Raw genomic sequence first — 21,049 nt, 5'->3', positions numbered from 1 at the left:
CGGATCGGCGGTCGCTTCAGCGGGCACCGGATTCCTCCATTCGATTGTCGGTGTCAGCGAGTGCACCGTTGCCGGCATCGGCCACGAGTTGGTGATCACGCAGGTACAGCACCTGGTCTGCCCGAGCCGACACGGCGGGATCATGGGTGACCGAGAGGATGGCCAGGCCGTCCGCCCGCAGCCGTTCGAGCAGGTCGAGCACCGTGCCGGCGGATGCCTCGTCGAGCGCCGAGGTCGGCTCGTCGAGCAGCAGCACGTCGGGTCCCGCGGCCAGGGCCCGGGCCAGCGCGACCCGTTGCCGTTGACCGCCGGACAGAGCGCCTGGGCGTCGGCGCGCGAGCCCGGCCGCGAGTCCAACCGCGTCGAGGAGTCGCAGCGCCGCCGCGGTCCGGTCGCGGCGACCCAGGTTGTGCAGCACCGCCAGCGGACGGGTCACGGCGTCGCCGACGCGGTGCGCGGGGTTGAGTTCTCCGGCCGGGTGCTGACCGACGAGTTGGACGGCGCGTCGCTGGTCGCGGTCGCGTTGCCGGACGTCCGCCGGCAGCGGACGCCCTCCCAGGACCAGCTCGCCCTGCCCGGCCGCACGCCGACCCACGATTGCGTGCAGCAGGCTGGTCTTACCGCTGCCCGACGGGCCGACGATCGCGATCCAGGACCCAGGCGTCAGGTCCAGCCGCACGTTCTCCACCAGCGGCACTCCATCCGGCCGGCTGACCCGCAGGCCGCGTACGGCCAACCGGACGGCCCGATCACCCCTGCTGGGCCCGTCCGCGACCGGGTTCTCGGCGTCCGCGCCACTGACCACAGGCGCAGTCGCGGCGACGGGCGGGGTCAGGTCCACCACCCGGTCGGCGAGGGCGGCGACCAGGTACGGGTCATGGGTCACCAGCAGGGTGCATCTGTCCTGCCGAGCTCGTACCGCCTCGACGACCCGTCGCCGTGTGCCCTCGTCGAGCGCCGAGGTGGGTTCGTCGAGCAGCAGTAGGTCCGGCTGAGTCGCCAAGGCCCGGGCCAGGGCGACCCGTTGGGCCTGGCCGCCGGAGAGCTCGCCGCCCCGGCGGGTGGCGAGTTCGGTGGGCAGGTCGAGCAGTTCGAACAGGTCGCGGACACGCCGCCCGCGGTCCGCCCGGGAGCCGGTCAACTGCTCGCCGACCAGACGCTCGACCGACCAGAGCGGATTGAGCGCCAAGGTGGCGTCCTGGCCCACGTACCGGCAGCGTTCCCGCCGCCAACGACGAGCCGGCCGGCCCTGCGGGACCGGCTGGCCACGCCACCGCACCGTCCCCGCGGCGCGGTACAGGCCGGTGGGCAGGGTGTCCAGCAGGGCGTGCAGAAGAGTGCTCTTGCCCGTACCGGACGCTCCGGTGATTGCAAGCACCTCACCGGGCTCCAGCCGGAAGTCCGTGGCCGGCAGCACGGACCGGCCATCGGCAACACGACGCACCGTTAGCCCGCTCGCCACCAGCAGTCCCCCACTCATGCCACGCCTGCCAGCCGGCGGCCGGCGGCCCGTGCCGCGGCAGCGAAGAGCAGCGCGCACAGCGCTAACGGCGCGGCGGGCGCCAGCAGCGCGGCGGGGTTGAGCGCAGCGCCGGGCAGGTTCTCGCTCAGCATCAGCGCCCAGTCGGCATCCGGAGGCTGCGGACCGAACCCGAGGACCGCGAGCGTGGTGGCCAGTTGCAGGGCGGTGATCAGCCGCAGTCCGGCGTCGGCCGCCACCAGGCCACTCAACGCCGGCAGGAGTTCCCGCACCAGGATGACCGGCCCGCGTTCACCGCGTTCGACGGCGGCGTGCACGTAGCCGCTGTCCCGGATGGTGCCGCACTGCGCCGCCACTACCCGGGCGGTGAGCGGGGCGCCGCTGAGTACGGAGGCGACCACGACCGCTGTCGCACCGGGCAGGGCCACCGCCAGCACCAGGGCGAGGATCAGGGCGGGTACGGCCAGTAACAGGTCCCCGAGCCACTGCACGACACGGCCCGCCCGGGTCGGCCACCACCCCGCGAGCAGCCCGAGCGACACGCCGGTCAGCAGTGCCGCCGCGGTGGCGGTGAGAGTGATCTCGAGCAGGTTCACGCCGCCGGCAGCCACTCGGGAGAGCACGTCGCGGCCCAGCGCGTCGGTGCCGAGCGGCAGCCGCGCCGACGGCGTCGACCAGGGCAGGGCCACCGGCTGTTCCGGGTCGTGCGGGGCGAGGTGCCGGCCGAGCAAGGCCAGCGTGAGCACCGTCAGCGCAGCGACCAGCGTTGCGGTGCCCCAGCGGGTGCGCGTCACGGCGTACCGCCCGTCACCCGAGTCGGCTTCCAGGTGGCGCTCCGGTGCACGGTCGCGGCGGCGAGGTCGGCGAGCAGCATCCCGATCAGCACGGTCACGACGGGCACGAGGGCGGCGCCCTGCACCACCGGCGCGTCCCGTACCGCCACCGCCGACACGAGCAGCCCGCCGAGGCCGGACAGACCGTACACCGTCTCCACCAAGGCGGTTCCGGCTGCCAGCCAGCCGGCGGTCAGGGCCAGCACCTGGATCGCGGGTACGGCTAGGAACGGCAGCACGTGCCGGCGCAGCACCAGGACCGGTGGCAGACCGCGCCGGTACGCGTCGACGACGTGCGCCCGGCGCAGGGTGTCGGTGAGCACGCCGCGCAGCAGCGTGCAGGCGAACGCGGCCGACGGCAGCGCGAGGGTCAGTGCCGGCAGTACGAGCATCCTCGGCTCCTGCCACGCGTGGCCACCCGGTGGCAGCAGCGACACGGCTGGCAGCCATCCCAACATCCCGGACAGCAGTGCGCCGAGAGTCGCCGCGTAGACGGCCTGCGGCACCGCGGCGAACCCGGCGGCGAGCGCCCCGCCCCGGCCCTCACGCAAATGCGTGACGACCAGACCGGCCACGGTGAGCAGCACGGTCACCGCGAGCGCGGCGGCGACCAGGCTGATGGTGGTGGGCAGGCGCTGGCCGAGCAGGTCGCTCACCGGCCGGCCGCTGCTCAGCGACCGGCCAAGGTCTCCCCGGAGCAGCCCGCCCAGCCACCGCAGGTACCGCAGGACCACCGGCTCGTCCAGACCCAGTTGGTCGCGTGCCCGTGCGACCTGCTCCGGTGACGCCCGCCCGGCGTCCCGGAGGGTCCCCGCGTCTCCCGGCAGCGCCTCGGTGGCGGCGAAGACCACCGCGGTGGCCGCCAGTACCAGCAGCGCCGTGCGGGCGAGTCGGCGTGCGATCACTTCGCCTTCCAGGCACGTTCGACGAACATCCGCTGGAAGCCCGGACCGTCGGGCAGGTCGTGCACACCGGGCGCGGTGAGGTCCAGCCCGTCTCCGACACCCCACACCACGTACCCGCCGTCGCGCCACAGGGTCTGCTGGATGCCGGCGAGCCGGGCGTTGCGCTCGGCCGGGTCGAGGATGCCCATGGCTGCGTTGAACTCGGCGTCGAACGGGGCGCTGCGCCAGGCGGTCTCGTTGGTCGGGGCGGCGGCCAGCAGCCCGACGCGCACCAGGTCAGGGAAGGAGATGCCGCCGTAGTAGCCGACGTAGAAGTCCTCCTTGGCGTAGATCCGGGTCCAATAGGTGTCGGCCGGCTCGAGCTTCACCTCGACTCGCACGCCGATGTCGGCGAGTTGCTTGGCGTACAGAGTGGCCGCGGTGTCCATGCCGGGGTACGACGTGGTGGTGTGCAGGGTGAGCGTCAATCCGTCGGCGTGTCCGGCCTGCTTGAGCAGGTCTCTGGCTCGATCCAGGTCCCGGGTGCGCTGGGTGAGGCCCTTCGGGTAGGACGGGTCGTACGGGGTGGGCAGGTCGTTGGCGATCTGGCCGTAACCGAGGAATACCGTGTCGACGAGTGCCTGCCGGTCGGCGGCGAGTCGGAACGCCTCACGTACCCTCGGGTCGTTGAACGGTGCGCTGTCCAGGCGCATGATGACCGGGTACTCGGTGACGCCCTTGCGACGTACGACCTGGACCCCGCCGCTGGCCTCGGCGGCCTTGACGGCTGCCGGGCTGACACTGCCGGCGACGTCGGCCTGACCGGAGGTGACGGCGGCGGCCCGGGCCTGCGGGTCGGCCACCGCCCGGATCTCGATCCGGTCCAGGTGCGGCCGTTCACCCCACCACTCGTTGTTGCGGGTGAGTACCGCGGTCTGAGCGTCGGTCGTGGTTAGCCGGAACGGCCCCGAGCCGGGCACCGGGGTGGAGAAGTCGTTGCTGCCGTCGGGCACCACGAAGCTGATCGATTCCAGTGCCTTCGGAGCTTCGGCCATCGGGGACCGGGTCACCAGGATCACCGTGTGGTCGTCGGGCGCGGTGGCGGCGGACATGTCGAAGTCGGCCAGCCGGCCGTAGTTCTCGGCGGCCTTGGTGGCGATCCGGGTGAGCGAATACAGCACGTCCCGGGCCCGTACCGGCCGACCGTCGGTGAATTTGGCGTCGTCGCGCAGTCGTATCGTCCACCGGTCCAGCGTCTGGTTCGGCTCCCAGGCACGGGCCAGGCGCGGCTGCGGGGCCCCGTCGACGCCGGGAACGGTGAGCACGTCGTAGGTCAGCGCGAAGCGCATGAGGTCCGACTCGTTGCCGAGTCCGCCGTGTGGGTCGTTGCTGGCGGTGGCCGGCGAGCCCGGTACGACGTAGCGCAGGGTGCCGCCGTCGACCGGCGCACCGGCGGAACCGCCGGTCGTGGTGTCGGCGCCGCACCCGGCCAGGAGCAGGGCGGTGGCGATGGCGACGGGCAGCAGCCGGCGCCGGGATAGGCGGGGCTGGACAGAGATGTGCATCGGTTCTTCCATCGGCTAGGTGGAGTGGGGCGGTTATCGGAACGTGTTCGGCAGTGCCGCGAGCGCCTGGTCCAGGTGGCCGGCGATCGCCTTGGCGGCGTCCCCGGTGAGCAGCGAGTAGTGGTGCCCTTCGACAACGACCTCGTCCACCGGACCGAGCGCATGACCGCGCCAACCAAGGTCCGGTAGGTCGGGCGCGTCGTCGACACCCATGCCGACGCCGCTGTTGCGCGGTGACCGCAGCGCGGCCCGGATGAGGAGCAGTCGGGTGTCCGGATTGGTCAGGTGGCCCGCACGGTGTTCGCCGAGCGTCCGCAGGTGACGTTCGAAGACTCGCAGCCGGAGGTCGGCGGTGTCCCGTGCGTTGAGCAGGCCGGCGTGGCGCAGCCGTTCAGTGACGTAGGCGCGGATTTCGTCGCCGGTGCGGCCAAGCAGCTCGGCCTCGTCGGCTGGGCCGAGTCCGAGGTCCAGGTCGAGGAACGCCTCGAGCGAGTGCAAGTAGCGCAGCGCGGCGACCGCACCCGGAACGCCCGGGCCTTGCAACACCTTGATCCGGTCCGGCGTGTTGGAGTCGACCATGAAAAGTAGGGCGGTACTTTCCCCGCGCCGTTCCAGCACACAGGCCATCTCGTGGGCCAGGGTGCCGCCCATCGACCAGCCGCCGAGCAGGTACGGGCCGTGCGGCTGGTACGCGCGCACCGCATCCAGGTAGTGCTCGGCCAGCGCCGGAATGTCCGCCGGCTCAACGCCGCCGGTGAGGGCCGGGTCGGTCAGGCCGACCACCGGTCGGTCGTCGGTGAGCAGCCGGACGAGTTCGCTGTAACAGAGCACGTCTCCGCCGGACGGGTGGATCAGGAACAGTGGCGGCTTGGCAGCGCCGGCGCGCAGCAGCAGCGCCGTCTCACCGCCGCTCGTCGGGGCTTCGGCCGGTTGCCCGGCCACGGTCGATCGTGCGGGTCGTCGCGCCTCCCAATCGGCCGTGCCGGCCAGCCGCCGCACCCGCTCGACGTACGCGCTGAACGCCTGGTCCGCCTCGTCGGCGGGCAGGGCGTCCTCCAGCACGTCCCACTGCAGGAGCAGGGCGCCGTGCTGCTCGATCACCTGGTGGTCGAGCCAGGTCTGCGGCGTGCTGCTCGCGCCGTACACGGGTGTGCCCATCCAGTCCAGGTCGTGCTCTGCGCCGAGCGGGTCGGTCAGCCCCAGCGCGCTGGTGAACACCACCGGTACCGACTCGGTCCGGCCGCTGCGCGCGGACTTCTCGGCCAGCAGTTCCAGCGCGGAGAACTCGCGGTGGTCCAGGTCGCGAAAGAGAGTCCGCTGCGCCTCGGCCGCGTCCGCGGCGAACGTCCCGGGACGGGACCGGTCGACCTCGTGCAGCAGGAGGGACGTGAAGTCCCCGACGACCAGGTTGACGTCCGGGTGCACCTGCGGCCGGTCGAACAGAGTCAAGGTGATGGCGAACCGTCCCTGCCCGGACCAGGCGGCCAGCGCATCCGCGTACGCCGCGAGCAGGACCGCGGTCGGGGTGAGGCCCCGCCGGGCGGCTTCCGCCCGGAGCGCCTGCCACTGCGGCGGCTCCAGCCGGGCGGTACGTCGGGCGAACCGAGGCCGGGTCCCCGGTGGCACCGGACGGACCGGCAGCGCGGGCGCCCCGGGCAGGCGGTCAAGCCGACTGCGCCAGTACTCCGCCGCCCGGTCCCCTTCCGGACCCCGTGCGCGCCGCTCCAGTGCAGCGACGCACGCCGCGAAGGTCGTACCCACGCGGGGCAGCCGGGCTGCAGGGTTCTCGTACAGGGCGCGGAGCTCGCGATTCCAGAGGAGGAAGCTGGCGGTGTCACAGACGAGCACGTCGACGTTGACGAAGAGGCGCACGGTGCCGCCCGGGAGCCGGGCGGCGCGGATGTCGACCAGCGGCCAGCGGCCCGGGCGTGGTTCCCGCCCGACCATGTCCGCCCTGATGCGGGTGAGCCTTTCCTGTCGAGTGGTGTCGTCGAGCGTGGACAGGTCCCGCACCCGGATGCGGTAGCGAGGCACTCGGTCGAGGATCCGGTTGCGGCCCTCCGGGGTGATGATCGCGCGGAGCATCGGATGCCGGGCGATCACCACGTTCCAGGCGTCCTCGTACCGGGCCACGTCCAGGCCTGGGCAGTCGTGTTCCAGGTGGAACGAACAGGGCACGTCACCCAGTCGGTAGCCGCCGGAGCCACCGACCCAGTACGCGTGCTGTACGCGGGTCAGCGGAAACTCCCGTGGCCCGTCCTCGTCCGGCCCGGCGTCGTCAAGAGGTGCCATTCCCACGCGCGGGTTGGCCTCCGCGGACGGGCCTGCGTCGCTCGACGGGTCCAGCCGGTCGGGCACTGCCAAAAGCGGTGCCAGCGACGCGATGGTCGGTCGAGCCAACAGGTCCTGCAGGCGTAGCTGAACGTTGTGCTCGTCGCGGAGCCGGGCCAACATGCGGGTGGCGAGCAGCGAGTGCCCACCGAGGGCGAAGAAGTCGGCATCCCGGTCGGACACCTCGAACCCGAGCAGCTCTGACCAAACTCTGCCGAGGGTCGCCTCCGCGTCCCCACGAGGAGCACCGCCATCCGCGGGGACGTCCCTGCCGACGGGCGCGGCGGGCCGCTGGACCACGGTCATCCCACCGGCCAGGCGGGGACGCAAATCGGCGGGTGAAACCGCGACCAGCGCGGGGGCCCGCCCGCGCTCAGCCACGGCGAGCAGCCGGTCCAGCGACCGCATGCCGTCCCGCCGCCCGATCGAGTGACGAGACGCAACGGCCCGGTCAGCGCCGCCCGGACCGACCCGCCACCCGTCCCAGGCCACGCTGAGCCAGACCGTAGCGCCGTCCGCGCCCAACCGCTCTGCCAGCGCGTCGAGGTAGCGGTTCGCGGCGGCGTACGGGGCCAGGCCCAGGCCGCCGACCAGGGTCGTCGCCGACGACATCAGCAGCACGGTGGCCGGGCGGGTGCCCTCCGGCAGGTCCGCCAGCGCCTGCCGCACGGCCACGGCGGCCGAGACCTTGGCCCGCGCGTGGCCATATGCCACCTCCGGGTCGACGGCCCGCAGCGGGACAACCGCCGTCGAGGCGACCACGCCCGCGCCGTGTACCACGAGGTCCACGCGGCCGAACCGGTCGACGACGTCGCGCAGCAGGGCCGCTGTGGCCGTCGGATCACCGGCGTCGACGGCCCGTACCTCCACCGGCAGACCCCGGTCGGTCAGCCGTCGGATCGCCGCGACCCGCTCGGCCGCCGGGCTGCCCGGCGGCGGGTCCGGTACGAGGCCGTGGCGGCCGGTGACGACGACCCGCCAACCCCGCTCGGCCAGGTGCTCGACCATGGTCAGACCGACGTCGCCCAGCCCACCGATGAGCAGGGCCGTGCCCGCGTCCGCCCGGTCCTCCGATCCGTTCGTGCGGGGTCGCCACGGGTTCAGGGTGCGCAGCCAGCGCTGTTTGCCACGCAGTGCCACCTCTGCCCCGGTTCGACCGCCGGCCATCAGGTCCGCCGCCTCTTCGACGACCCGACGGGCCAACTCGGCCGGCGACCCGGCCGTCGGCAGATCGACAGTGCGCCACCGCAGGCCGGGAGACTCCTGCGCCAGGACCCGAGGTATGGCGGTGCCGGCGGCGGCGGCTGGGCTCGGCTGATCCGCGCTTTCCACCTGCTGGGCAGCCCGGGTGACGTGCAGCAGGCAAGCGTCGTGGGCCCAGGTGGCCGTGAGGCGGGCCAGTTCGGCGTGACGCAACACCGTCTCGGCTACCCGCTCGGCGGGGTCGTCGCCGTCCGGGGCTAGGTCAAAGACGACCACGCCGGCGCACGGGATCGTCGGATCGGCGGTGACCTCGGCCCGGGCGGTCACCCGGACGCCGGCGGCGGACAGGTGTGCCCGTACCGCCTCGACCAAGGGCTCGTTTTCGGGGCCGTCCAGCAGCCAGCGACCGGTGACGGCCGGTGCTTCCTCCGGCGCCGGTACGCGCTGCCAGACCGGCAGTTGGAAGGGTTCGTCCTCATCCGGCGTGTCCGCCGCGGGCCCGGCCTCCGGTTCGGGCGGGTCGATCCACAGCCGGCGCCGATCGAACGGATGGCCGGGCAGCGTCACCCGCCGCCGGCCGGATCGGTGCAGGGCCTCGGCCGTGATCCCCACACCCCGGGTCCAGAGTTCGCCGGCGGCAGTCAGCAGTGCCGCCCGCTCGCCGCCGGGCTCGTCGGGCTCCGGAAACGTGGCGATGGCCGCCGCGAGGTTCGCCGTCCGATGCCGACGGGCGAGTTGCAGCAGGCCGCCCCCGGGTCCGACCTGCACGACGACGGCCGGCTGATTACCGACGGCCGTCGTCAGCGCGTCGGAGAAGCGCACCATCGAACGCAGGTGCGGTACCCAGTGTTCGGCGTCGGGTGCGGACGTCAGGAATCCGCCGGTGAGGGTGGTGGCCAGCGGCACGAGCGGTGGCCGCGCGTCCACCCTCGAGGCGGCGGCCCGCAGTTCGGGGAGGACGGGGTCGACGAGTCGGGAGTGGGCGGCGGCGTCCAGCCGCAGCCGGGTAGGTTCCAGGCCGTCCGCAGCCAGCCGTGCCTCCAGCGCGGCCACCGCGGGCTCGGGCCCGGACACCACGCAGGAGTCGGGTGCGTTGACGGCGGCCAAGTCCAGCTCGGTGTGGTCGTCCAGCAGCGCCATGACCGCGGGTTCGGCCAATGGCACCACCAGCATCGCGCCCTGCCCGGCCGTCCGTGACATACCCCGAGACCGCACCCGCACCAGGGCCGCCGCGTCCGCTACCGGCAGCGCGCCGGCCACCACCGCCGCGACGTACTCACCAAGGCTGTGGCCAACCACCACGTCCGGCCGTACCCCCCAGCGAATGAGAACCCGGGCGGTGGCGAGAGACACGGTGAACAGCAATGGCAGGCCATACGCCGGGTCGCGGGCGAGCCGCCGCGCGGCCGGGTCGGCGCGGTCGGCCTGAATCAGCTCGACCAGCCAGGGCCGGCCCGGCTCGTCGAACAGCGCCGCGCACTCCCGTACGGTGTCGGCGAACTCCGGCTCGTCGGCCATGAGCTCGCAGCCCATGCCCGGGTACTGGGTGCCGCCGCCGGGGAACGCGAACACGACCCGGAGGGCGATGGTGCTAACGTCGCGGCGCGCCGCGGTGTGTAGGGCGGCCCGGTCCGCGGCGCATTCGCCAGTGATGACCGCCGCGGCACGATGAGGTCGAGCCGGCCGTCCCTCATGCAGGGTATACGCGACGTCGGCGGGCGGTGCCGCCGTGGTCTCCAGTGCGCCGATGGTCGCCGCGACGGTAGTGGCCAGAGCGCTGTCACTGGTGGCGGAGAGAAGCACCAACTGCGGACGCGGATCGGGCTCGGGAGAGGGCGGGGTCGGCGCGCTGCCCAACACAATGTGACAGTTCGTACCGCCGATGCCGAACGAGCTGACGCCCGCGTACCGCGGCCCGGACCAGTCCGTGGTCCGCTGCGCGATGGTGAACGGCGAGCCGTCCAGGTGCAGCTCCGGGTTGAGCGGCTCGGCGTCCAGCGAGGCCGGAAGGATCCCGTGGTGCAGAGCGAGCACAGTCTTGGCGAACCCGGCGATGCCGGCGGCCGAGTTGGCGTGTCCGATATTGCTCTTCACTGAGCCGAGGGCGCACCAGGCCGGACCCGTGGAGCCGAATACCCGGCGAAGCGCGCCGACCTCGACGACGTCGCCGAGGTGGGTGGCGGTGCCGTGCGTCTCGATGTAGCTGATCTGGCGGGCGTCCACGCCGGCCACGGCCTGCGCCTCGGCGATCACGCGTGCCTGGCCGCGTGGGGATGGTGCGGTGAAGCCGGTCTTGTCGGCGCCGTCGTTGTTGACCGCCGAGCCGTGCAGCACCGCCAGCACCGGATCACCGTCGGCGAGCGCGTCGGCGAGCCGGCGCAGGACCGCGACACCGACCCCCTGGGAGTGGACGATCCCGGTGCCGTCGGCAGAGAACGTGCGTACCCGCCCGTCGATGGAGAAGATCCCGTCCGGGACGTAGAGGTATCCGAGGCCCTGGGGCACGATCAGCGACGCGCCTCCGGCCAGCGCGGTGTCACACTCGCCGGCCAGCAGCGACTGGGCGGCCAGGTGCACGGCGACCAGGGAGGTGGAGCAGGTGGTGTTGACGGCGATCGCCGGCCCGGTAAGCCCGAGGCGGTGGGCGACCTGAAGGGGCAGGTAGTCCCCGACGGTCGCCATCGCCGTTTGGAGGCTGCCGACCGGGTCAGTGGCGGACGACGTGTAGCGGTGGGCCAGGTTACGCATCAGGTAGTCGCTGTGGGCCGCGCCGGCGAACACCCCGACGGCTCCGGCCCCGATCCCGTTGGCGTGTCCGGCGGCTTCCAGGGCTCGCCAGCACGCTTCCAGGAACAGCCGCTGCTGCGGATCCATGAGCGCGGCCTCGGCGTCGGTGAAGCCGAACGGTGCCGGATCGAACTGGTCCTGGCCGTCGATGACGCCGCCGACCGGGACGTACGCGGGATGCTCGCGCAACCCGAGTGGTACCCCTCGCTCAGCGAGGTCCTCAAGGGTGTGCCAAGTGAGGCCGTGACGTTCGGACACCAGCAGGTCCCAGAACGCGTGGGTGTCGGGCGCGCCGGGGAAGCGACAGTCCAGAGCGGTGACGGCGATCAACGGTTCCGTCGGAGTGTCCGCCCCGCTCACCGATCAATCTCCTGCGCTCGCGTACGGGCGGCCAGCCGGGAGGAGCGTCGGGCCGATGGTGGGGCCGAAGTGGTCGCCGGCTCATGTATCCGAGTGCCTTGCGTGACAGCCAGGGCGGTGATGTGGGCGGCGAGGGAGGCGATCGTGGCGTGGCCGAACATGTCCGCGAGTGCGAGTCGCGGGGCAATGCTCTCGTGCAGCCTGCGGTAGGTGAGCACGAGCGTGAGCGAGGTCGCGCCCACTGCGGCGAACGTGCTGTCCGGCCGCAGCGGTTCTCCCGTTAGATCGGTGAGGATCGCGATGACGGCGTCGGTGATGGCAGGATCCGCCGGATGCATGCTGCCGGTGACCTGGTGACCTGCGGGCTCCGGACCGGGGTGCTTGGGTGCTGCGGCTGCCGGTTGCGCAACCGTGGCTGGTCGCGGGACCGGGGATGCGTCAGCTGCCGGCTGCGGATCAGTGTGCCGGTGTGCGAGCTCGACGAGACCATCGGCGGGAATTCGCTCGACCAGGGTGGCGGTGTTGGCGCCGCCACCAGTGTGGACCCGTTCGAGCCAGCGTGCGGACGCGGCAAGGGCCTGCGCCGGTGATAGCCGTCCCGGGCGTACGACGAGCGCGACGTCGAGGCCGAGTGCCGCCGCCTCGGCGACCGCGGGGCCGACCCAGTCTGGGCCGGTCGGAGCGGGCGCGGTCGGCGGGGTGGCCGGTAGCTGTAGCGGCTGTGGGACTTGCGAGCTGTCGTCCTCGGCCCGGTACGGGTTCGGCAGCGCCGCGTGGTCGATCTTGCCGTTCGGGGTGACCGGCAGCGACGCCAGCACGAGGAACCTGCTCGGGACCATGTAGTCGGGCAGCCGTTCGCGCAGTGTTTCGGCCAGTTCGGCGGGCGGCGGTGCGGCATGTCCCGCCTTGGGCACCACATACGCGGCGAGGCGGGGCCGCTCGTCCGGACCGGGCACCGCGGCCACGACGCACTGCCGCAGGCCTGGGTGCCGGCTCAGTGTGGCCTCGATCTCGCCGAGCTCGATCCGGTGTCCGCGGATCTTCACCTGCCGGTCGACGCGTCCGAGGAACTCGATGTTCCCGTCGGGCCGCCAGCGTCCCAGGTCTCCGGTGCGGTACAGCCGCTCGCTCAGCACCGGGTGTCGGGCGAAGCGGTGCGCCGTCTGCTCCGGATCACCGATGTATCCCCGGGCGAGCCCGTCACCGCCGATGAACAACTCGCCCGGCTCGCCCACCGGGCGCGGGCCACCATCGGGGTCAAGGATGTGGAAGGACTGGGCCCGCAGGGCCCGGCCGTAGGGAATGCTGCGCCACTGCGGGTCGACGTCCGCCACGGGGTAGGTGATCGACCAGATGGACGCCTCGGTCGCGCCACCCAGACTCATCACCTGTGCTTGCGGTGCGAGCCGACGTAACCGGTCGGGGAGGGTCAGCGGGATCCAGTCTCCGGACAGCATCACCAGCCGTAGGGTGCGCAGGGCTTCACTGGCCGCCTTCGGATCGATTTCGGCGTACTCGACGAGCATTTCCAACAGCGCGGGGGCCGTGTTCCAGACCGTGACGTGGTGCCGTTCGGCGAGTTCCAGCCAATGTTGCGGATCGCGCTGTCGAGCCGGGTCGGGCAGGACCAGCGCGCCGCCGGCGCCGAGAACGCCGTAGATGTCGAAGACGGAGAGGTCGAAGCTGAGCGCGGACAGGGCCAGCACCCGGTCACCGGAGTTGATGCCGAAGCGGTCGACGATGTCGTCGATGGTGGTGCGAGCGGCCCGGTGCTGGATCTCGACGCCTTTCGGCTGCCCGGTGGATCCGGAGGTGAAGATGACGTAGGCGGTGGCGTCCGGATCGGGTCGCGATGGCGGCGGGGCTGTCTCTGCCGACCGGGTGCTGGGCCGTCCGGCCGCGGTCAGGCGGTGCGGCGTGACGTCCTCGGGCCACCCGGTCCGTACGCCGCGGCCGACCAGGGCGTGCCGCACCCGGGCACGGACGCAGATCGTGGCCACGCGGGCATCCGGCCAGGACGGCTCGACGGGCAGGTAGCCCGCGCCGACGGCGTTGACGGCCAGGACCGCGGCGATCTGGGCCGGCCCCTTCTCGCAGGCTACCGCGACCAGATCGCCGGCTCGGACACCGGCCGCGACGAGAGCGGTGGCGGTCGCCGCGACATTCTCGGCCAGCCGCCCGTGCGAGGTCGCCGCGCCGCCCGCGTACAGGGCCGGGTGCTCGGGCATGCGGCGGGCGGCGCTGGCCACCGGGTCGTGCAGCTGCGGACCGGCATCGGGGAACGGCTCGACGTGCAGCGGCTCCGCCGCGAGGACGAAGGGGTCCCAGGCAAGGCTCGGGTCCTTCCAGGCGGCGGCCTCGGTGAGGCGGTGCAGCAGCCGGAGGTACGCGTCGAGCAGGCCGCGCAGGTAGCCCTCGGGAAAGGCGTCGACGACCGCGTCCCATGCGATCCGCAGCGAACCACCCTCGTCCCACACGATGTGGTCCAGCAGTACCTGAGGGGTTTGCGAGACGCCGAAGACCTCCTCGCCCAGCCAGCTCGCCGGGGCTGGAGCGGCGTCGCCGGCGAGTCCCACGCCACTCGTGAACACCACCGGGTAGTGCGGCGCACCGGAGGCGCGACCGAGCTGCCGCAGAACCTCCACCCCCGAGACCGACCGGTGGTCCAGGTCCTCCCAGAACCGGCGGTTGAGATCCGTCGCGTATCCGGCGAACCCGCTCCACGAGGCCGGGTCGAATCTCGGGGTACCCACCAGGGCGGTGGTGGTGAAGTCGCCCACCACCAGGTCGATTCCCTCAGGGCTCTCCGGTCGGTCGAAGAGTGTGGTGTTCAGGCACACCTGGTCGCCGGCGCCCCACCGCCCGAGGATCACTGCGAAGGCTGCCAGCAGGGTCGCCGTTGGCGTCACCCCGTGCTCGCCGCATCGGGTGCGTAGCGCCCGCCAGGTTTCGGCGTCGAGCCGGCCGGCGTGCCGGACGAAGCGGGGAGGCTCGGTGGAGTCGGCGGCCCGGGTCACCGGCAGGCGCGGCGCGGCGGGCAGGTCGGCGGCGCGGACCGCCCAATAGGCCTGGTCGCGTTCACGTCGGCGGGTCCATTGCGGGTCGGCAGCTCGGGCGCGCAGCAGGTCGGTGAAGTCGGCGGGAGGTTCGGGCAGGGACGCGGTGGGGTCGGCGGCGAGTTGTCCCCATTGACGCATCAGCAGCATCCAGCCGGTCATGTCGGTGGCCAACACGTCGATTCCCACGTAGAGGCGCGTGCGACCGTCGGGCAGGAATGCCGCGTGCAGGTCGAACAACGGCCACTGGCCGGCGGCGCGTACCTGATGGGAGCGGTCGTGTCGGAGCTTGGCCAGCGTCTCGGCCATGTGTGTGGGGGATGCGTCGCGTAGGTCGGTGACGCCGATGCGGTACGGATCGACTGAGGACAGGATCTGCCCGCGGCCACGCTGGTCGACCACCATCCGCAACATCGGGTGGTGGTCGACCAGCCGGTTCCAGGCGGCTTCGAGCCGCTGGAGGTCCGCAGTGGCGTCGTCGCTTGCCCGGTCGTACTCGTAGTAGTAGTAGGTCGCCACCCCGCCGAGAACCAGGCCGGGCTCCCGCCCGACAAGGTAGGACTCCTGAATCGGGGTCAACGGAAAGTTCGACGGGTCGTTCGACTGCCGGCTGGCCGGTGCGCTGGGCAGTTGCCCAGTGGGATCTGACAGGTGCCGGGCGAGGTTCAGTGCGGTTGCGTTGTCGAGAAACGCCGTCAGCGGAAGGTCGCGTCCGATGCGCTCCCGGATCCTGCGGCGAAGCCGTACGGCGGTGAACGACTCCAGTCCCAGGGCCGTCAGCGGTGTTTCGGCGTCGATCAGCTCTAGGTCCGTGCCGAGCACCTCGGCCAGGCAGTCGAGTACGTCGTCAAGGGCTGCTTCGGGCTTCAGGGGCAGGCTCATCCGGTCTCCGTAGCTGCGACGGCAGTGTGGAGCGCTCCGCCGGGAGGACGACGGGTTGCGCACCGAAGACCTTAGTTGAAAATGAATTCCATATCAATCATGGTGGCGAGGTCGCCGCGGCGCAGGTGACCAGCCGAACCCCCAGGCGGTAACGGTTACGATTTCCAGTAGGGTGGTGGAATGGCCGATGATCACCAGACCCCCGGGGAGCGCCTTGACCTGCTCAGGGAGCCGGCTTGGCAGGTCCTGCACACGCCGGTGAGCGACCCGCGGCTCGGCACTGCCACCGACGCTGCCCGGCTCGACGTGGGTGCGGGCCCCGACCTGGGGACGGCGGTGCTCGCCGCGGCCGCCCCCGGCAGTGAGGCCATAGACCCGTCGGCGGCGACGCGGACGGCACCCCCGTCCCGCGTCGTCGCGCGGCCCGCTCCTGCCCGATCGCCTCAGCAAGGTGCCAGTGAACATTGGCGGCCACCTCGACGCCGATGGACGCGGGGCGTGGGGCTGACGTCGATCCCATTCTCGATCTTCGGTGCGCAGGTTGGCGGTCACACCTAACAAAAGGCGGCGTTCCGCCGAGCCCGGTCGGCCCCGACTCGTTCATCTGCCGGTGCCCTACCAGGTGCTGGGCACTGACGGCACCGTGCTGCGCAACGTTCACGCCGACCGCCGTTGGCACGTCACCACGCCCCCGAGAGGCCTCTCGCCGAACTGGCCGAGCGGGCCCTACCGGCGCGGCGGTCGTCTCGACGTCGTCCGGCGAGGGCACTGTTCCTGATCGTCCAACTCGGTCCTCGTAGGACTAACGCCGCACGCTCCACTCCAACCCGGAGCCGGATCCGTAACGGGCTGTCACGCGACTGGCCAGCAGTTGCGCGTGAATCCTGTGAAGTCGACCTGGTTCGATCAGATAAGACCAGGCGAGCGTGGTGAGCGCCTGAGCGAGTGATTCAGATCATTCGCAATAAACTCCCACACTTCCGGTCACCTTCGGTGCACTCGGATACCTCTCACGTTCATCTAGGGAGCATGATGCGGTCAGTTCGCAAGATATCGGCGCTGGCACTGTTGGTGCTGGGCGCCTCGGCGGTCGCCCCGGGCGCCTTACCGGCCTCGGCGCAGCCCCGGGCGGCGACACCCGCGACGACACAGGCGGCGGCCAAGCCCCGCGCGGTCACGCTGCTCACCGGCGACACCGTCCACGTCAGCAGTGTGGAGGGCCGGACGGTCGTCGACGTCGTGCCCGGGAAGGGACGAGAACGCGTCCCGTTCATCACCCACAGCGCCGGTGAGGACGTACGGGTCATCCCCGCCGACGCCGCCGGGCTGCTCAACCGGGGCATGCTCGACGAGCGACTCTTCGACGTCTCGACGCTTCTCGAGTTCGGCTACGACGACACCCGGGACACCCTGCCGCTCATCGTTCAGCACGGCGGCGCCGCCCCCGCCGCTCTCGCGGGCGCCCGGACCACCCGCCAGCTCGCCGGAGTGATCGCCGTCGCGGAGAGCCGCGCCGACGCCGTCTCCTTCTGGACCGCTGTCACCTCCGCCGCGAGCGGCACGGAGCGGCGGCTGCGGGCCGGGCTCGACAAGATCTGGCTCGACGGTCTGCGCAAGCCGACCCTTGACGTCAGCGTCCCGCTGACCGGCGCGCCGCAGGCATGGCAAGCCGGATGGACGGGCGCCGGGGTCAAGGTCGGCGTGATCGACACCGGCGTCGACCAGGCCCACCCCGACCTCGCCGGCCGCGTCGCCGCCGCGGAGAACTTCACCGCCGAACCGGACACCCTCGACCGGGTCGGCCACGGTACCCACGTCGCCTCCACCATCGCCGGGACCGCCGCCGCGTCGCAGGGCCGCTACAAGGGCATGGCGCCCGGCGCGACCCTCTACAGCGCCAAGGTCTGCACCCTGGAAGGCTGCCCGGAGTCGGCGATTCTGGCCGGCATGACCTGGGCCGCGCAGCAGGGCGTCAAGGTCGCCAATATGAGCCTCGGCGGCGACGACACTCCCGCGACGGACCCGATCGAGGCGGCCCTGACCGACCTCACCCGCCGCTACGGCGTGCTCTTCGTCGTCGCCGCCGGCAACGACGGCGAGGGCGGCGAGTCCACCGTGGACTCCCCCGGCAGTGTGGCCGAGGCGCTGACCGTCGGCGCGGTCACCAAGACCGGCGAGCTGGCCGAATTCTCCAGCCGGGGCCCGCGTACGGGCGACGCCGGCATCAAGCCGGACATCACCGCTCCCGGCGTCGGCATCGTCGCCGCCCGCAGCTCGGCCTCCGACCTGTGGCCGGTCGACGACAACCCGCAGTACACCAGCATGAACGGCACGTCGATGGCGACGCCGCACGTCGCCGGCGCCGCGGCCATCCTGGCCCAGCAGCACCCGGACTGGAGCCCCGAGCGGATCAAGTCCACGCTGATGTCGGCCGCACGGCCCAGCGCCACCATCGGCGTCTACGAGCAGGGCGCCGGCTTCCTCGACGTCGCCCGGGCGATCCAGCAGAACGTCACGGCGAGCCCGGTCAGCGTCGCCTTCGAGCGGAGCGCCGCCGCGCAGAAGAGCACGGTCACGTACACGAACAGTGGGTCCACGGCCCGCACCCTCGCCGTCTCCCTGAATGCCAGGGCCGCCGACGGCGCCCCGGCGCCAGCCGGTCTGTTCAGCCTCAGCGCCTCCTCGGTGACGGTGCCGGCCGGCGGCACCGCCACCGTGACCGTCAACGTGCAGGCCAGCGCCGCCCTGCCCGACCACTACTTCGGCGGTGAGGTCACCGCGACCGGTGGCGGCGTGCAGGTGCAGACCCCGGTGGCGCTCGACGTCGCCCGCCGCCAGCTGACCCTCAAGCTCGTCGGGCCGGACGGCGGAGCGCCGACCACCGAGCAGGGCTGGGTGACCGTCCTGACCGACCTGGACCGGCAGACCCTCCTGGTGCTCGGCGACCCCGAGACCAGCACCTACCGGATCCGCGCGGGCCGCTACCTGGTCCAGACCTACATGGAGAGCTACGACCCGAACGCGCCCTACCTCACCTCGCTGGTGCGTCCGAGCCTCGACCTGACCCGGGACCAGGCCCTCACCATGGACGCCCGGCTGGCGAAGCCGATCTCGGTGTCGGTGCCGAACCCGAAGGCCACCGCGGTCTTCCAGGAGACCGGCTGGACGATCCGGACCGAGCAGCCGCAGATCTGGGGCAGCAACGACCCCTACGGCGTGCTGATGAACATTCCCTTCGAGTACGTGCGGAGCGCGCAGATCGGCGCCGGCAAGACGCCCGGCTTCGTCTCGTACGTCCACGGTATGTGGGGGCAGGTGGCCGCGGACGGCAGCCTGCACAACAGCCCGTACGTCTACCGGGTCTACCTGTACGAACCGGAGAAGATGATGACCGGGTTGACCCGCAAGCTGCGCGCGGGCGACTTCGCCACGGTCCGCTCCCAGATCAGCGCGGACGTGGCCGGCGTGCCGGTGGCACGCACCGCGGTCGCGCACGCGCCCGGCAACTCACCGGTCTACCGCGACGACCGCGTGATCCCGCCGAGCTTCACCTACGACGTGCCGAGCACGATCATCGAGTACTACAACCAGGACAAGAAGGCGGTGTGGCAGTCGACGTCGGCTCAGCAGGGGTACACGTACTACCAGTCGCCGTGGACCAGCTTCAAGCCCGGGCGCACGTACACGGTGAAGTGGGCCAACGCGGTGGCCGGGCCGGTCTTCCCGGAGCCGAACTTCGGCCAACAGTACGCCACCCGATACTGGGGCGACACGATCGGCGGGCCGGGGCCGCTGCACGGCGACGGCGCTGGACACATGGGCTTCCGGCACGTCGTCGGCGGGAGCGTGCAGGTGAACCTCTACCGCAACGGGGTCAAGATCGGCGATGCGAACCAGGCGCCCTGGACGTGGGACGTGCCGGCGGCGAAGGGTGACTACCGGCTGGCCGCGACCTTCCGCAGCGATCCGGCGTTCACCCTGTCGACGGTGGTCGACGCGGAGTGGACCTTCACCTCCGCGCACGTGCGCGACGGAAAACTGGTCAAGCTGCCGATGACGGCGATCCGGTACACCCCGCAGCTCGATATCGACAACCGCGCCCCGGCCGGCCGGCTCTTCGCCATCCCGGTCTCGCTCGACCGTCAGGTCGGGGCAGCGCCGGGCCGGACCCGGGCCTTGACCGTCGAGGCGTCCTTCGACGACGGCAAGACCTGGCGGAAGCTGCCCGTGCTGCGCACCGGCGAGAAGGCGGTCGCCTGGGTACAGAACCCGCGCGGCGCCGGCTTCGTCTCGCTGCGCTCCGCCGCGACGGACACCAGCGGCAACACGGTCAAGCAGACGATCATCCGCGCCTACCGCTACTGAGAAGCGGTCCGGACGCGGCGCCCAGCAGCGCCGCGTCCGGGTCACCAGTGCCAGCGCGGCCGCTCACGGATCCACGGCGCCACCGGCGAGTCCGTCCGCCCCACGAACCGAACAAGCAACTGACCCGCGTAGTACTTCATGATCGTCCAGTTCGGCGAAGGAGCGCGGTAATCCTGGTCGAGCGCACGGTCTCGCTTGAGAGCTCGACGGCCCGGGATGGCAATGGGCATGGCCCGACCAGCGGGTGATCCGATAATCACCGGGAATGGACACTAATACTCCAACGTCACGTGGCTTGTCTGCGCTGGTAGTGGGATCGGCGGGCTCGGGCTTGGGATGTTCGTCGCCGGATCGACCAGTGCAGGGTGTGCTCTGGCGGGAGTGATGTGACGAGGACGAAGGCGTTGAGGAGTCGGCGGATCTCGGCGACGGTCAGCGCGGTGATTTCCAGATCGGTGTCGGGTTGCTGGGCGGCCAGGATGGTCAGGAGGGCCAGGGCGAGCATGGCCAGGGTGATGAAGCGGTGCCAGCCGGTCCAGCCGCGGATTTGGTAGTGGTCCAGGCCGACCTGGCCTTTGCCGGTCTGGAACAACTCTTCGATGCTCCAGCGGGAGCCGGCGACGGTCACGAGGGTGTGCAGCGGCACCGGCTGGGGTGACCAGCACAGGTAGAAGGCCAGCTCACCGGTGGTCCGCCCGTTCCGCCAGTGACCAGCAGGTCTTGCGTTCCACACCCGACAGCAGCCCTTCCACGAACTGCCCGGCGGCCCGGCGCGGACGGCCTCGCTCACCAGGCCCAACAGGCTGGCCCTGAGGCACCGTCGCCGGCCGACCGGCACAAGTCCCGCCGACGGGCCGTGCTGGGGTCGTCCTGACCAGGCACCGCGCGTGGATGAGGGCGAGGCGGCTGAGCCGGATAGCCGACGCATAGCCGACGCATAAATCCTTTGAACATACTGGCCGTCAATCAGGGCGTGGGCGCGGAACCTCCGCGTGGCAACGAGCCCTACAACGGATCCGAGAAGGGACTGGTATGGCCGACAACAACGCCGCGGGTTTCACCGTGGCTGACCAGGTCGAGAATTTCCTCGACCTCGACGACCTCGACCTGGCCGGGGTTGACGTCGACACCTGGGACAAGACCGCGGGCGGCACCACCGTCGCGTGCGTCATTCGCACGATCACGGTGGTCACCCGGGTCGCCTGCGGATCGATCGACTGTGGCCCGCCGCCTCCCGGTGGCAGCTACTGAGTTCCGCGAGTTCGGTCTACAACGTTCCGTAAGTTTGGTGCACAACGTTCCG

Annotated in this window: 9 protein-coding genes; 2 read left to right on the top strand and 7 right to left on the bottom strand. The window is 71.8% G+C overall.

Going from position 1 to position 21,049, the window contains the following annotated elements:
- Positions 1–16 precede the first annotated feature (16 nt).
- Genes ACIBF8_RS29140 through ACIBF8_RS29115 form a run of 6 tightly spaced genes read right to left on the bottom strand, consistent with a single transcriptional unit; the run spans position 17 to position 15,381 of the window.
- The gene (locus tag ACIBF8_RS29140; protein ID WP_396787126.1) at positions 17–1,480 is read right to left on the bottom strand and encodes an ABC transporter ATP-binding protein; all 1,464 of its coding nucleotides are present in this window, start codon (positions 1,478–1,480) and stop codon (positions 17–19) included.
- Positions 1,477–2,274 (bottom strand): ABC transporter permease, encoded by a 798-nt coding sequence (locus ACIBF8_RS29135; RefSeq protein WP_396787125.1) that lies wholly within the window; start codon positions 2,272–2,274, stop codon positions 1,477–1,479. The genes ACIBF8_RS29140 and ACIBF8_RS29135 overlap by 4 nt, the downstream gene beginning before the upstream one ends.
- Positions 2,271–3,218: an ABC transporter permease gene (locus ACIBF8_RS29130; RefSeq protein ID WP_396787124.1), complete on the bottom strand. Its 948-nt coding sequence runs from the start codon at positions 3,216–3,218 to the stop codon at positions 2,271–2,273. Before ACIBF8_RS29130 ends, ACIBF8_RS29135 begins: the two co-directional genes overlap by 4 nt.
- Complete coding sequence (locus ACIBF8_RS29125) at positions 3,215–4,762, bottom strand: ABC transporter substrate-binding protein (protein ID WP_396787123.1); 1,548 nt, start codon at positions 4,760–4,762, stop codon at positions 3,215–3,217. Before ACIBF8_RS29125 ends, ACIBF8_RS29130 begins: the two co-directional genes overlap by 4 nt.
- A 33-nt stretch (positions 4,763–4,795) precedes the next feature.
- Complete coding sequence (locus ACIBF8_RS29120) at positions 4,796–11,443, bottom strand: SDR family NAD(P)-dependent oxidoreductase (RefSeq protein ID WP_396787122.1); 6,648 nt, start codon at positions 11,441–11,443, stop codon at positions 4,796–4,798.
- Positions 11,440–15,381 (bottom strand): amino acid adenylation domain-containing protein, encoded by a 3,942-nt coding sequence (locus ACIBF8_RS29115; protein ID WP_396787121.1) that lies wholly within the window; start codon positions 15,379–15,381, stop codon positions 11,440–11,442. Before ACIBF8_RS29115 ends, ACIBF8_RS29120 begins: the two co-directional genes overlap by 4 nt.
- 1,032 nt (positions 15,382–16,413) lie before the next feature.
- Between ACIBF8_RS29115 and ACIBF8_RS29110 the strand changes: the two genes are divergently transcribed.
- Positions 16,414–19,746 carry a S8 family serine peptidase gene (locus ACIBF8_RS29110; protein ID WP_396787120.1) on the top strand — a complete coding sequence of 1,111 codons (3,333 nt, stop codon included), beginning with the start codon at positions 16,414–16,416 and terminating at the stop codon, positions 19,744–19,746.
- A gap of 286 nt (positions 19,747–20,032) precedes the next feature.
- Here the strand turns inward: ACIBF8_RS29110 and ACIBF8_RS29105 are convergent, their stop codons facing one another.
- On the bottom strand, positions 20,033–20,536 hold the full coding sequence (locus tag ACIBF8_RS29105) for a hypothetical protein (protein WP_396787119.1): 504 nt from the start codon (positions 20,534–20,536) through the stop codon (positions 20,033–20,035).
- Between the two features lie 242 nt (positions 20,537–20,778).
- Here ACIBF8_RS29105 and ACIBF8_RS29100 point away from each other — a divergent pair, with 242 nt between their 5' ends.
- Positions 20,779–20,997 carry a hypothetical protein gene (locus ACIBF8_RS29100; RefSeq protein ID WP_396787118.1) on the top strand — a complete coding sequence of 73 codons (219 nt, stop codon included), beginning with the start codon at positions 20,779–20,781 and terminating at the stop codon, positions 20,995–20,997.
- Positions 20,998–21,049: the final 52 nt, after the last annotated feature.

Origin of the sequence: Micromonospora sp. NPDC050276 (assembly GCF_044459545.1) — a bacterium.
Classification (GTDB): domain Bacteria; phylum Actinomycetota; class Actinomycetes; order Mycobacteriales; family Micromonosporaceae; genus Micromonospora.
The sequence above is the reverse complement of the archived record's forward strand: the minus strand, read 5'-3'. Positions and strand labels throughout refer to the sequence as shown.